At 72.1% G+C, this 13,075-nt stretch carries 14 protein-coding genes; 8 read left to right on the plus strand and 6 right to left on the minus strand.

Annotation, left to right across the window (positions count from 1 at the left end; all coding sequences use genetic code 11):
- Positions 1 to 58 precede the first annotated feature (58 nt).
- The 5 genes from HZ992_RS16255 to HZ992_RS16275 all read left to right on the plus strand — a co-directional run bounded on the left by HZ992_RS16255 (position 59) and on the right by HZ992_RS16275 (position 3,499).
- A complete protein-coding gene (locus HZ992_RS16255; RefSeq protein WP_209382876.1) occupies positions 59 to 610 on the plus strand; it encodes a DUF2975 domain-containing protein in 552 nt (183 codons plus the stop codon).
- Position 611: 1 nt separating this feature from the next.
- A complete protein-coding gene (locus tag HZ992_RS16260; RefSeq protein ID WP_209382877.1) occupies positions 612 to 839 on the plus strand; it encodes a helix-turn-helix domain-containing protein in 228 nt (75 codons plus the stop codon).
- Positions 839 to 1,420 (plus strand): hypothetical protein, encoded by a 582-nt coding sequence (locus tag HZ992_RS16265; protein ID WP_209382878.1) that lies wholly within the window; start codon positions 839 to 841, stop codon positions 1,418 to 1,420. The genes HZ992_RS16260 and HZ992_RS16265 overlap by 1 nt, the downstream gene beginning before the upstream one ends.
- Before the next feature lie 117 nt (positions 1,421 to 1,537).
- Positions 1,538 to 2,506: a thiamine pyrophosphate-dependent dehydrogenase E1 component subunit alpha gene (locus tag HZ992_RS16270; RefSeq protein ID WP_209382879.1), complete on the plus strand. Its 969-nt coding sequence runs from the start codon at positions 1,538 to 1,540 to the stop codon at positions 2,504 to 2,506.
- Positions 2,507 to 2,524: 18 nt separating this feature from the next.
- Positions 2,525 to 3,499, plus strand: coding sequence for an alpha-ketoacid dehydrogenase subunit beta (locus HZ992_RS16275; protein WP_209382880.1), 975 nt, complete (start codon positions 2,525 to 2,527; stop codon positions 3,497 to 3,499).
- A gap of 10 nt (positions 3,500 to 3,509) precedes the next feature.
- On the opposite strand, the gene HZ992_RS16280 is transcribed toward HZ992_RS16275, so the two are convergent.
- Positions 3,510 to 3,743 (minus strand): DUF2917 domain-containing protein, encoded by a 234-nt coding sequence (locus HZ992_RS16280; RefSeq protein ID WP_209382881.1) that lies wholly within the window; start codon positions 3,741 to 3,743, stop codon positions 3,510 to 3,512.
- 174 nt (positions 3,744 to 3,917) lie between these two features.
- Between HZ992_RS16280 and HZ992_RS16285 the strand changes: the two genes are divergently transcribed.
- From HZ992_RS16285 to HZ992_RS16295, 3 genes are read left to right on the plus strand one after another with little or no spacing between them, the layout of a single operon-like run.
- On the plus strand, positions 3,918 to 5,417 hold the full coding sequence (locus HZ992_RS16285; RefSeq protein WP_209382882.1) for an aminotransferase-like domain-containing protein: 1,500 nt from the start codon (positions 3,918 to 3,920) through the stop codon (positions 5,415 to 5,417).
- On the plus strand, positions 5,410 to 6,633 hold the full coding sequence (locus HZ992_RS16290; protein WP_209382883.1) for an MFS transporter: 1,224 nt from the start codon (positions 5,410 to 5,412) through the stop codon (positions 6,631 to 6,633). The genes HZ992_RS16285 and HZ992_RS16290 overlap by 8 nt, the downstream gene beginning before the upstream one ends.
- On the plus strand, positions 6,630 to 7,595 hold the full coding sequence (locus HZ992_RS16295; protein WP_209382884.1) for an NAD-dependent epimerase/dehydratase family protein: 966 nt from the start codon (positions 6,630 to 6,632) through the stop codon (positions 7,593 to 7,595). The genes HZ992_RS16290 and HZ992_RS16295 overlap by 4 nt, the downstream gene beginning before the upstream one ends.
- Before the next feature lies 1 nt (position 7,596).
- Here the strand turns inward: HZ992_RS16295 and HZ992_RS16300 are convergent, their stop codons facing one another.
- Genes HZ992_RS16300 through HZ992_RS16320 form a run of 5 tightly spaced genes read right to left on the minus strand, consistent with a single transcriptional unit; the run spans position 7,597 to position 13,032 of the window.
- A complete protein-coding gene (locus HZ992_RS16300) occupies positions 7,597 to 9,513 on the minus strand; it encodes a potassium transporter Kup (RefSeq protein WP_209382885.1) in 1,917 nt (638 codons plus the stop codon).
- Positions 9,514 to 9,559: 46 nt separating this feature from the next.
- Positions 9,560 to 10,279: a response regulator gene (locus HZ992_RS16305; protein ID WP_209382886.1), complete on the minus strand. Its 720-nt coding sequence runs from the start codon at positions 10,277 to 10,279 to the stop codon at positions 9,560 to 9,562.
- Positions 10,276 to 11,856, minus strand: a complete 1,581-nt coding sequence (locus HZ992_RS16310) for a sensor histidine kinase (RefSeq protein WP_209382887.1) — start codon at positions 11,854 to 11,856, stop codon at positions 10,276 to 10,278. The genes HZ992_RS16305 and HZ992_RS16310 overlap by 4 nt, the downstream gene beginning before the upstream one ends.
- Positions 11,857 to 11,905: 49 nt before the next feature.
- Positions 11,906 to 12,352, minus strand: a complete 447-nt coding sequence (locus HZ992_RS16315; protein WP_209382888.1) for a PaaI family thioesterase — start codon at positions 12,350 to 12,352, stop codon at positions 11,906 to 11,908.
- A complete protein-coding gene (locus tag HZ992_RS16320) occupies positions 12,349 to 13,032 on the minus strand; it encodes a transglutaminase domain-containing protein (RefSeq protein ID WP_209382889.1) in 684 nt (227 codons plus the stop codon). Before HZ992_RS16320 ends, HZ992_RS16315 begins: the two co-directional genes overlap by 4 nt.
- Positions 13,033 to 13,075: the final 43 nt, after the last annotated feature.

Below are 13,075 nucleotides of genomic sequence, written 5' to 3' on the forward strand. Positions count from 1 at the left end.
TACAGTTTATTGTTTTACAGTAAACTTTGGCCGTACGACAGCAAGTACGGAGCCTCGCATGACCCCTTCCGCCCCCTCCCGCCGACTGCCCGGCTCGCTGGCCCGCGTGGTGTTCGTCGTTCGTGCGCTGTGCGTGCTGGGCGCGCTCTCGCTGATCGCCGTGCCGCTGTGGTTCTGGGCCTCGCCCGAGGCGATCGAGCGCCTGGCGCCATCGATGGTGGGCGTCGCGGAGATGCGCATCGACGCGCGCGCGCAGTGGCTCGGCGGCGCGCTGTCGCTGCTGCCGGTGTCGCTCGGCCTGTATGCGCTGTGGCAGCTGTGGCGTCTGTTCAGCGAATACGCCGCCGGCCGCGTGTTCGGCCGCACGGCGCTGGCGCACCTGCGCCGCTTCGCCTGGGCGCTGCTGGGCACCGCATTGCTCGCGCCGCTGGTGCGCGCCGCCACCTCGGTGGCGCTGACGCTGGGCAACCCGCCCGGGCGCCGCATGCTGGTCGTCGGCTTCTCGTGGAACGACTACATGGCGGTGCTGCTCGCCGCCGTGCTGATCGCCATCGCCACGGTGATGGCGGAGGCTGTGCGCGTGGCGGAAGAGAACGAGTCGTTCGTCTGACATGCCCATCGTCGTCAACCTCGACGTGATGCTCGCGAAGCGCAAGATGCGCTCGCGCGAACTCGCCGAGCGCATCGGCATCACCGAGCAGAACCTCTCGCTGCTCAAGTCAGGCAAGGTGCGCGGCGTGCGCTTCGACACGCTGTCGCGCATCTGCGAGGTGCTCGATTGCCAGCCCGGCGACCTGCTCGAATTCCGGCCGGGGCCGGACGATCCGCCCGAGGCCTGATGCGGCATCCCTCGCGCAGCCGCACGGTCGCGGCGGCCATCGTCGTCGCCGTGCACCTGGCACTGCTGATCGCCTGGATGCACGACGCCGTGCGCCCACTCGGCCACGCGGTGCCGCCACGCATCAGCGTGCGGCTGATCGCGGCGGCGCCGCCCGCTCGTGCTGCCGAGCCTGCGGTGGCACAGCCGGCACGCACCCCGGTGCGCCGCGCGCCGCCGGCGGCACGGGCCGAGGCGCCGCGCCGCGATGCCATCGCCCCGCAGGCCATCACGATGCAGGCGATCGCCGCCGAACCCGCGGCGTCGCAGACGGCCACGGCGCCACCCGCCGCCACCGAGCCGCTGCTCGACAGCGAAGCGACGCGCCGCGCCCTGCGCGCGAGTGCGCGCGACCCCGGCCTCGCCGCGCGGGCCGGGCGTTTCGGCGCCGAGCCGCTCTCGCCCGACGCGCGGCTCGGCGCCGAGGTGCAGAAGAGCGCCAAAGGCGACTGCCTGAAGGGCGAGTACCTCGGCGGCGGCATGGGCCTGCTGAGCCTGCCCTTCCTCGCCGCTGCTGCACTGCGGGAGCAGTGCCGCCGCTGACGCGGGCCGACCGCGGGCGATGGCCCGCCGAGCGCGGGCCATTGGCTCCTTCGGGCGATGAGCCGCGCCGGGTCGATCCCGAGAATCCATCTCATCCGATCCACCCCGAGGCCCGCCATGTCCCAGCCCAGCCGCATCTCGATGCTCGAAACCATGATGCTGATCCGTGCCCACGAGGAGCGGCTCGCCGCCAACGCCGGCAGCTCGCCGGGCACCTGCACCGCCGTCGGCCAGGAAGCCGCCGCCGTCGGCGTGGTGGGCGCGCTGCTGCCACGCGACCGCATCCTCACCAACCACCGCAGCGCCGGCCACCTGCTCGCCCGCGGCGCCGACCCCGGCCGCCTGATGGCCGAGGTGATGGGCCGAGCCGACGGCTACTGCCGCGGCAAGAGCGGCTCGCTGCACGTGTCCGCCAAGGAGCTCGGCGTGGTGCTCACCTCCACCATCGTCGGCGGCGAGCTCTCGCTGGCGCCGGGCGTGGCGCTGGCGCAGAAGATGGGCTCGAGCGTGCCCAACGAGGGCACCGAGCCCGGCGGCATCACCGCCGTCTTCTTCGGCGACGGCGCGGCCTGCGAAGGCATCTTCCACGAGTCGATCAACCTCGCCGTGACCTGGCAACTGCCGGTGCTCTACGTCTGCGAGAACAACCAGTGGCAAGCCTTCGTGCGCCGCGACGAGACCATGCCGCACGAGCAGGTGCGGCCCTGGGCGGCGTCGCACGGCCTGCCGGCCGTCGCCGTCGACGGCAACGACGTCGAGGCGGTGCACGCCGCCGCGCTCGCCGCCGCCGAGCACGTGCGCACGACCGGCACGCCCTACTTCCTGGAGCTGGTCACCTACCGCACGCGCGGCCACTACGAGCCCGACGACCAGGCCTACGTCGACAAGGACGAGCTGGCGCGCTGGAAGGCGCGTGACCCGATCGCGCTGCAGCGCGAGCGCCTGCTGGCCGCCGGCGAGCTGGCCCCGGGCGAGCTCGCGCACCTGGAGCAGCGCGTGGCCGACACCGTCGAGGCCGCCTTCGCCTTCGCGCAGAACTCGCCCTGGCCCGATGTGCGCGAGCTGCTCACCGACGTCTACGCCTGAACACGAGAGGAACCGATCATGCAGAACATCACCGTCAACGATGCCGTCGGCCAGGCCCTGGCCGAGGAGATGCGCCGCGATGCGCGCGTGCTGACCTTCGGCGAAGGCGTGGCGACGAACCGCCGCGACCTGCTCGCCGAGTTCGGCGCGCACCGCGTGCGCAACACGCCGCTGGCCGAGGGCATCATCGCCGGCGCCGCCGCGGGCGCGGCCGCGATGGGCCTGCGGCCTGTCATCGACCTGCTGTACGCGCCCTTCCTCACGCTGTCGATGGACGCGATCATGAACAGCGCCGGCAAGCTGCGCTACCTGTCGGGCGGGCAGTTCGAGTTCCCGATGGTCGTGCTGGCGCGCACCGGCGCGGGCTGGACGGTCGGCGCCCAGCACAACCACAACCTGGAGGCGATGTTCGTGCACGCGCCGGGCCTGAAGGTGGTGATGCCTCACAGCACGGCCGACTACAAGGGCCTGCTGAAGAGCGCCATCCGCGACCCGAATCCGGTGCTGTTCTTCATGGACATGACGGTCGGCTACACGCCGGGCCCGGTGCCCGAGGGCGAGCACGTGGTTCCGCTCGGTCAGGCCGCGGTGCTGCGCGCCGGCCGCGATGTCACGCTGGTCTCCTACTCGAAGACCGTGGCGACCTGCCTGGCCGCCGCCGAGCAGCTCGCGATGCGCGGCGTCGATGCCGAGGTGATCGACCTGCGCACGCTCAAGCCGCTCGACGAAGCGACGATCCTGCGCTCGGTGCGCAAGACCGGCCGGCTGGTGGTGGTGCACGAGGCCGCGGCGCCCTGCGGTGTCGGCGCCGAGGTGGCGGCGATCGTCTCGGAGAAGGCATTCGCCGCGCTGAAGGCGCCGGTGCGCCGCATCACCGGGCCGGACGCGCCCGCGCCCTCGTCGTGGCTGCTCGAGCAGGCGGCGCTGCCGCAGGCCGACGGCATCGCGCGCGCCGCGCTGGAGTTGCTCGGCGCCGAGGCCGTGCCGGCCTGAGCGATCACGTTCACGCGGCGTCGACGGCGACCCTCGCCTCGCCTTCGGCGCCGATCAGCGCGCGGCTTCGCGCGTCGATCTTCAGCTGATCGCCGGCGTCGAGGAAGTGATCGTCGGGGTCACCGGGCCGCGTCACCCACACGCGCCCGGCGATCACGCGCAACGTGACTGCCATGGCCTGCGTCCAGCGCAGCAGCTGGCCGTCGGAGAGTTGCAGCACGAGGGGAGTGGGGAGCTGGAGCATGGTGCGGTCCCGGTGAAGTAGGGCAGGCCAGTGTCGAAACAAGCCGCGATCGGCGACAGACGCAGCGCTGGCCAAACTGCACCGGTACAGCAGCCACCACGGCGCTCTGTACTGGCGACAGATGGCCACCTCTGTACCGGTACGCCCGGGCCAGCGCGGTTCACAATGGCCCGCATGGACGCCGCCACCGGGTCTTCCGGCCCCCTGTACCAGCGCATCGCCGCACAGATCGAGGCGGCGATCGCCAGCGGCGCCATGGCCGCCGGCGCGCGGCTGCCCTCGGTGCGCCAGCTCGCCCAGCAGCACGGCGTGAGCATGAGCACCGCGCTGCAGGTCTACCGCAGCCTCGAGAACCGCGGCGTGGTCGAGGCGCGGCCGAAGTCGGGCTACTACGTCGCGCCGCGTGCGCACGCCCTGCCCGAGCCGATGCTCGACCTGCGCATGGAAGCGCCCTCGCTGGTCAACATGGACCAGGTGCTGCAGGAGTTCCTGTGGATCGTCAACGACCCGCTGGCCGTGCCCTCGTTCCATGCACAGCCGGCGCGATCGCTGCTGCCCGAAGCGAAACTGCAGGCGCTGCTGGCCGGCGTGAACCGCCGCCACCCGGAGTACGCCTCGCGCTGCCAGATGGAAGGCAGCGCCGCGCTGCGCCAGGAGATCGCGCGCCGCGCGGTGAGTTCGGGCGTGCAGCTGCGGCCTGAGGAGATCGTCATCACCAACGGTGGCCTGGAGGCCGTCTACCTCGCGCTGCGCTCGGTGGCGAGTGCTGGCGACACCATCGTGCTGGAGTCGCCGACCTACTTCCACCTGCTGCAGGTGATCGAGAGCCTGGGCATGCGTGCGCTCGAGATCCCGACCCATCCGCGCGACGGCATCTCGCTGGAGGCGCTGGAGTTCGCCACCCGCACGCCGGGCGCGGTGAAGGCCTGCGTGCTGCTGCCCAACTTCCCCAACCCGATGGGCAGCCTGATGCCGGTGGAGCGCAAGCGCGAGCTGGTCAAGCTGACGGCCGAGCGCGGCATCACGCTGATCGAGAGCGACATCTACGGCGAGCTCTACTTCGGCGAGCAGCGCCCGCCGGTGCTGAAGAGCTTCGATACGGACTTGCAAGAGAAGGCCGACGTGATCCTCTGCTCGGCCTTCACCAAGACCGTGGCGCCCGGCTACCGCATCGGCTGGGTGGCGCCGGGGCGGCATTTCCTGAAGACGCAGGCGCTGAAATTCCGCACCTCGGTGGCCTGCCCGATGCTCACGCAGGAGGTGCTGGCGCAGTTCATCCGCGACGGCGGCTACGACCACCACCTGCGCCGCCTGCGCGCGGCGCTGAAGACGCAGATGCACCAGATGGTCGACGCGGTGGCGCGCCACTTCCCAATGGGCTGCCGCATGATCCTGCCGCAGGGCGGCATGATGCTGTGGATCGAGATGCCGAAACACGTCGACTCGCGCGAGGTGTTCGCGCTGGCGCGGCTCGAGCACATCGGCGTGGGCCGGGCGGCGGCCTTCTCGACCACGCGGCGCTTCGACCACTTCATCCGGCTGCAGTACGGCGAGCCCTTCACCGCGCAGACCGAGGCGGCGATGAAGCGCCTCGGCCAGATCGTCAAGCGCCTGGCCGAACGCTCGCCGCGGCGCGAGGATCAACGCACCATGCCCTCCGCGCTGCATGCCTGATCACACCGCCGACTCCCGCTATGCCTGGCTGCGCCTGGCCGCCACGCTGGGCCTGATGACCATCGGCTCGGCGGCGATGTACGTCGTCGCCGTGGTGCTGCCGGCGGTGCAGGCCGAGTTCGGCGTGGCCCGCGCCGATGCCTCGCTGCCCTACACGCTGCTGATGGTCGGCTTCGGCCTGGGCGGCGTGCTGATGGGCAAGCTGGCCGACCGTTTCGGTGTGATGGTGCCGGTGCTGATCGGCTCGGTGGGCCTGGCCAGCGGTTTCGCGCTCGCCGCGCAGGCCAGCAGCATCCTCGGCTTCGCCATCGTCTCCGGCCTGCTGCTCGGCCTGCTCGGCAGCTCGGCCACCTTCGCGCCGTTGGTGGCCGACACATCCCTCTGGTTCGTGCGCCGGCGCGGCATCGCGGTGGCCATCTGCGCCAGCGGCAACTACCTGGCCGGCGCGATCTGGCCGCCGATCGTGCAGCACTTCGTCGACACCGCCGGCTGGCGCGGCGCCTACACCATGCTGGCCATCGTCAGCGCCGTCGTCATGCCGCTGCTGGCGCTCGCCTTGCGTCCGCGCCCGCCGGCGGCGGTGGCCGGCGTCACCCGCGGCGGTGCGGCGGCGCAACCCTCCGACCGGCCCTTCGGCTTCTCGATGAACCAGGCGCAGGCGCTGCTGTGCGTGGCCGGCGTGGCCTGCTGCGTGGCGATGTCGATGCCGCAGGTGCACATCGTCGCCTACTGCACCGACCTCGGCTACGGCGCCGCGCAAGGCGCGCAGATGCTGTCGCTGATGCTGGCCTGCGGCATCGCCAGCCGGCTCATCTCGGGCCTGATCTGCGACCGCATCGGCGGCGTGCGCACGCTGCTGCTCGGCTCGGTGCTGCAGGGCGTGGCGCTGCTGCTGTTCCTGCCCTTCGACGGCCTGGTGCCGCTGTACATGATCTCGGCGCTGTTCGGCCTGTTCCAGGGCGGCATCGTGCCGAGCTACGCGATCATCGTGCGCGAGCACTTCCCGCCCGCCGAGGCCGGCGCGCGCGTCGGCACGGTGCTGATGTGCACGCTGTTCGGCATGGCGCTGGGCGGATGGATGTCGGGCAAGGTGTTCGACCTGACCGGCTCGTACCACGCCGCCTTCGTCAACGGCATCGCGTGGAACCTGCTCAACCTGGGCATCGTGCTGCTGCTCCTGTGGGGCGCGCGGCGGCGCATGCTGGCCACGGCATGAAGCTGCTGGTGCTCGGCGGCACAGTGTTTCTCGGGCGCCATGTGGTCACGCAGGCGCTGGAGGCCGGCCATGAGGTCACGCTGCTGCACCGCGGGCGGCACGGCGGCGGGCCTGTTCCCGCCGCGCGCACGCTGATCGGCGACCGCGATGGAGATCTCTCGGCACTCACGGGGCAGGCTTTCGACGCGGTGATCGACTGCAGCGGCTACACCGCTGCGCAGATCGAGCGCGGCACGGCATTGCTGGCCGACGTGCCGCGCTACCTGTTCGTCTCCAGCATCTCGGTGGTGGCCGCTTTCCCGCCCGGTGTGCCGCACTACGAGGATGCGCCGCTGCTCACGGGCGAGGCCGGCTACGGCGAGCAGAAGGCGCGAGCCGAGGCCGTGCTGCTGGCGGCACGCGCCGGCCGCGCCACCATCGTCCGCCCCGGCCTGATCGTCGGCCCGCACGACCCGACCGGCCGCTTCACCCACTGGCCGCTGCGCGTGGCGTCAGGCGGCGAGGTGCTCGCGCCGGGCCGGCCGGAGCGGCCGGTGCAGATCATCGATGGGCGCGATCTCGCGGCCTGGTGCCTGCAGCTCGTCGAGCACGGTGTCACAGGCACCTTCAACGCCATCGGTGATCTGCTGCCGATGAGCGAGCTGCTCGACACCTGCCGCGAAGTCTCGGCCAGCGACGCGCGCTTCACCTGGATCGACGATCGCACACTGGTCGACGCGAAGGTCGAGGCCTGGAGCGAACTGCCGCTGTGGATCCCCGAAGACGACCCGGCCTTCGGCGGCATGCTGCTCGGCCGCAACGACCGCGCCCGCGCCGCCGGACTGCAGACCCGGCCGCTGGCAGACACCGTGCGCGAGACGCTGGCCTGGGCGCTGTCGTCCGACGGCCAGGCCGCGCGCAGCCCGCACGCGATGAGCGCGCAGCGCGAGGCCGCGCTGCTGGCAGCCGCAGCCACGCGCTGAATCAGATCTGCACCCGCGTTCCCAGCTCGACGACGGCGTTGTCGGGCAGGCGGAAGAATTCCACCACGCTGCCCGCATTGCGGCTCATGCCCGCGAACAGCCTCTCGCGCCACGCTGCCATGCCCGGCCCCGACGTCGGCACGATGGTCTCGCGGCTGAGGAAGTAGCTGGTCTCGAAGGGCGGCACCGCCAGGCCCTTCGCGGCGCACAGGCGCAGCGCACGCGGCACGTCGGGCGTCTCCATGAAACCGAAGTCCAGCGTCACACGCCAGAAGCCGGCGCCGAGCGACTCCACCGCTGCGCGTTCGGCATCCTCGACCACCGGCTGCTCGAGGAAGCGCACGGTGAGGATCACGTTGCACGCGTGCAGCACCTGGTTGTGCTTCAGGTTGTGCAGAAGCGCCTGCGGCACGGTGCTCGGGTCGGCGACCGCGTAGACCGCGGTGCGCGCGGCGCGCGGCACCGCATCCGCAGCCAGCGTGTCGATGAAGGGCTGCAGCTCAAGCCCCTCGCGGCGGATGCTCGCCAGCGCCAGCGTGCGGCCACGCTGCCAGGTGCTCATCACCACGAACAGCAGCGCGCCCAGGGCCAGCGGGAACCAGCCGCCATCGAGGAACTTCACTGCGCAGCTGGCCACCAGCAGCGCATCGATGGCCAGGAAGAACAGCGTCGCGCCGATCGCCAGCGGTGCCGGCAGCCGCCAGCCCTCGCGCACGACGATGTAGGTCAGCAGCGTGGTGATCAGCATCGTCACGGTGACGGCGATGCCGTAGGCCCCGGCCAGCGCCGAGGAGCTGCCGAAATACAGCACGGACGCCACCACGCCGGCCAGCAGCACCCAGTTCACCAGTGGCATGTAGATCTGCCCGATCTCGCGCGCCGAGGTGTGGCGCACCGTCATGCGCGGCAGGAAGCCGAGCTGGATGGCCTGGCGCGTCATCGAGTAGGCGCCCGAGATCACCGCCTGCGACGCGATGATGGCGGCCAGCGTGGCCAGCACGACGGCCGGCACCAGCAGCGGCTCCGGGAAGAGCCGGTAGAACGGGTTCTCGATGGCACCGGGGTCGCGCATCAGCAGGGCACCCTGCCCCATGTAGTTCAGCGCCAGCGCGGGCAGCACCAGTCCGGTCCAGGCCAGCTGGATGGGGCGGCGGCCGAAGTGGCCGAGGTCCGCGTACAGCGCCTCGGCGCCGGTCAGCGCGAGCACGATCGCGCCGATGGCCGCGAACACTTTCCAGCCGCGGCCGGACAGGAACGACGCCGCCTCGCGCGGGTCGAGCGCGGCCAGGATCGCCGGCTGCTGAACGATCTGCCACACGCCGGTGACCGCCAGCGCCGCGAACCACAGCAGGATCACCGGCCCGAACAGCCGCCCGACCACGGCCGTGCCGAAGCGCTGCAGCGCGAACAGGCCGACCAGCACGACGAGCGACAGCGGCAGCACCCAGGCCTTCAGCGCCGGCGCCACCACCTCCAGGCCCTCCATCGCACCGAGCACCGAGATCGCCGGCGTGATGACGCTGTCGCCATAGAACAGCGTGGCGCCGAACACGCCGAGCAGCAGCAGCACGCGGCGCATTCTCGGCCGGCCGCCGGCCGAGCGGGCCGCCAGCGCAGTGAGCGCAAGGCCACCGCCTTCGCCGCGGTTGTCGGCACGCAGTATCAGCGTCACGTACTTGAGCGTGACGACCAGCATGAGCGCCCAGAAGATGCACGACACCGCGCCGACCAGGTGCGCCGCGTCCAGCGGCACGCCGGTGGCCGGCGCGAAGATCTCGCGCACCGTGTACAGCGGGCTGGTGCCGATGTCGCCATAGACGACGCCGATCGCACCGAGGGTCAGCGCCGCCAGCCCCTGGCGGCCCGGGTGGGCGGATGCGGTGGTGGCGGCACCGGGCGAAATGGTCGAGGCGGACATGGCAACGAAGGTTCGTGGAGGAACCCTCAGCGTGCGCGCCCTCGCGTCAGGAAGGCATAAGGGGCGCGGCCGGGTCCTCGTCGGGCTCGGCGAGGCGGTAGCCCACGCCGGGGTCGGTCAACAGCAGGCGCGGTTCGGCCGGGTCGGCCTCGAGCTTGGCGCGCAGCTGGCCCATGTAAAGGCGCAGGTACTGCGTGTGCTCGACGAACTCGGCGCCCCACACGTCGGCCAGCAGCTGCCGGTGCGTGACCACCTGGCCGGCGCTGCGCACCAGCCGCGCCAGCAGCTTGAACTCGGTGGGCGTGAGGTGCACCGCCTCGCCATCACGATGCACGCGCTGCGCGGCCAGGTCGACATGCACAGCACCGCGGCGGTAGGCCGTCAGCGCGGCGCTGACGCGCGTGCCGCGGTGGCGCAGAGCGACGCGCATGCGCGCGAGCAGCTCGCCCACACCGAAGGGCTTGACGAGGTAGTCGTCGGCCCCGGCGTCGAGCATCCGGATCTTCTGCCCCTCGGCCTGTCGCGCCGAGATCACCAGCACAGGCAGCGACTCGCGGCGGCACAGCGCCGCCAGCAGCGACTCGCCGTCGCCGTCGGGCAGGCCGAGGTCGAGCACGACGAGGTCGAGCGTCGCGTTCGCCGCCAGCGCCAGGCCTTCAGACAGGCTGGCGGCGGTGAGCATCTCGTAGCCTTCCAGCGCGAGCGCGTCGCGCAGCGTGCGGCGCAGCTCGGCGTCGTCCTCGACGAGCAGCACGCGCATCGTCATGGCGGCATCTCTTCGGCCGGCGGCTGCGGCGGCTGCTCGCGCAGCGGCAGCACACACTCGAAGCTGCAGCCGCCGTGGCCGCGCGGGCGCAGCCGCAGCTCGCCACCATGCGCGCGTGCGATGGCGCGGCAGACGGCCAGGCCGACCCCGGCACCGGCGCGCGCCCGCTGCGCCAGTGACGATTCGGCAGCACCCTTCGGTTCGCTCTCACCGCGGCGGAACACCTCGAAGACCCGCTCGCGCCACGCCGGCGCGATGCCTGGCCCACGGTCGCGCACCGCCAGCACCACCTGCTCGGCCTGCCGGCGCACCAGCACTTCCACCGGCGCCTCGGGCGGGCTGTACTTGAGCGCGTTGTCGACCAGGTTGTCGAGCAATTGCGTGAGCAGCAGCGCGTCGCACCACAGCAGCGGCAGGCCGGGCTCCAGCCGGGCGCGCACGCGGCGCGCCGGGTCGTGCCGGCGCGCGTGGCGCAGCACCGTGCCGACCAGTTCCTCGGCCGATTCCCAGTCGCAGCGCAGCGCCACGCCGGGTGCATCGAGGCGGGCGAGCTGCAGGGTGTTGTCGGTCAGCCGGCTGAGCTGCGTGGTTTCGTCGACGATGCTGGCGGCCAGGCGCTGCCGCTGCTGCGGGTCCAGCCGGGCGCCCTGCTCCGCCAGCGACGAGGCGGCGCCCATGATGGTGGCCAGCGGCGTGCGGAAGTCGTGCGAGATCGCGGCGAGCAGCGCATTGCGCACCGCCTGCGACTGCGCCTCGTCGCGGGCGCGCTGTTCGTCGCGGCGCATCAGCACGCGCTGCAGCGCCTGGCCCAGCTGGTCGCACAGGGCCTGCGCATGGGCGCGCAGCAGCGGGTCCTGCGTCGCGTCCGTGCCCTGGCCGCGCAGCACCGCGGCGCCCAGGCTGATGCCGCGCCCGCGCATCGGAAGGTACCAGTCGGGCAGTTCGGCGTGGCGGGCCGTGCCCGGGCCCATCGGCTCGCCTTGGCGCAGGCAATGCCACAGGCCGGCCGACTGGTCTGCATCGGCAGCGCCGACGCGGATCGCCGCGTCCTCGTCGTTGCCTTGCGGCATGCGGTCCTTCACCACGAGCAGCGCCACGTCGACACCGGCCAGCGCGGCCAACGCGTCGCGCAACGCGCCGGCCTGTGCCAGCGGATCGGCGTCGTCGCGCAAGGTTTCGCCCCACTGGCGCAGTTGCTCGGCGCGTCGGGCGTGGCTCTGTGCCCGCCGCGCCTGCGCGCGCAGCCCCGCCATCAGTGTGGAGACGATGGTGGTGACGGCCACCATCGCGGCCAGCAGGAGAGCGTGCTGCCGCAGGTCGACCGTGAAAGTGTGGCGCGGCGGCACGAAGGCCCAGTTGAAGGCCAGCACGGCCAGTACGCCGATCACTGCGCTGACGGCGCCCGGCAGCCACAGCGAGGCCAGCGCCGAGGCCAGCACCAGCAGCATCGCCAGGTTGGCCAGGTCGAGCCGGCCGTCGAGCAGGGCCATCGCCGCGGCGGCGGCCGCCCAGACGAGCATGGCGGGCCAGGCATCCCGCAGGCGCCAGGAGGATTCCGCATCGAGCCCGATCCGCATGGCCACACGGTAGCAGCCCGCGCATCAGGGCTGCATCAGGATGCGCGGATCAGCCGGCGGTGTCGGCCTCGTCGGGGCGCGCCGTGCCGATCTTGAACACCCCGCTGACGCGCGCCACCGTCTGGCCGTCGGCCGTGACGAGGCCCTGCGCGAAGACCAGCGAGCGCGTCGTGCGCAGCACTTGCGCCTGGCCCTCGACCCAGGCGCCCTTGGGCGCCGGCGCCAGGTAGTCGATCTGCAGGCTCACCGTGGGCAGGAAGCGGCCGTGCAGCGCCGGCGTGGCGTAGAAGGCGGTGATCGGCAGCAGCATGTCGCAGAAGGTGGCCATCATGCCGCCGTGGCAGATGCCCATCGTGTTGCAGTGGCGCGCCTCGACGCGAAAGCCCAGGCGATAGACGCCGGCGTCGAAGCGCTCGTACAGCGGCCCGTTGGCGACGATGAACTCGCCGCCGATGGTCTGCTGCTTGAAGCCTTCGGGAATCGCGGGCGTGCTCATCGCTGCACCTCGCGCTTGACGTCGGCCTCGAAGTCGGCCGCCTGCATGCGCTGCGTCTCGCCCTGCAGCGCCGGGTAGGTGGCCGCGAAGGCGGCGACGATGCGCGCCAGCGGCATGTCGTCGAACGCGCCGTGCTGGTTCACGTACTCCATGTGGCGGTTGCCGGCCTGGTCGAAGGGGTGGTAGATGGAGTCGGCGCGGCCGTCGAAATCCAGCGGCAGCAGCCCGAATCGCTCGCACAGCTCGATGTTGAAGGCCGGCGTGGCCTTGACCCAGCGGCCGTCGATCCACAGGTCGGTGTAGCCGTGCCAGACGAACACATCGGTCTGCAGCGTGCGGCGCAGCCGCTCGGTGCTCAGGTGGTTGCGCACATCGGCATAACCCACGCGCGCCGGGATGCCGGCGGCGCGCGCCGCGGCAGCGAGCAGCGCGGCCTTCGGCACGCACCAGCCGTAGCCCTGCGCGATCACCGAACTGGCGCGCATGCCCTGCGGCGAGAGATCGATGCGGTAGGGGTCGTAGCGGAAGCCGTCGCGCACGGCGAGCGTGAGCGCCACGGCCCGTTCGCGCTCGTCGGCGCCGACGGCGTGCTGGCGCGCGAAGGCGATCACGGCCGGGTGGTCGCTGTCGATCAGCGGGGTGGGCGCGAGGGCGGCAGCGTCGGGCGGCAAGGTTTCCATGGCCACAGTGTGCCGCGCCGGCGACCGCTGTGCTGTCGCGAAG

Source organism: Rhizobacter sp. AJA081-3 (genome assembly GCF_017795745.1).
In the GTDB taxonomy this organism is placed as follows: Bacteria; Pseudomonadota; Gammaproteobacteria; order Burkholderiales; family Burkholderiaceae_C; genus Piscinibacter.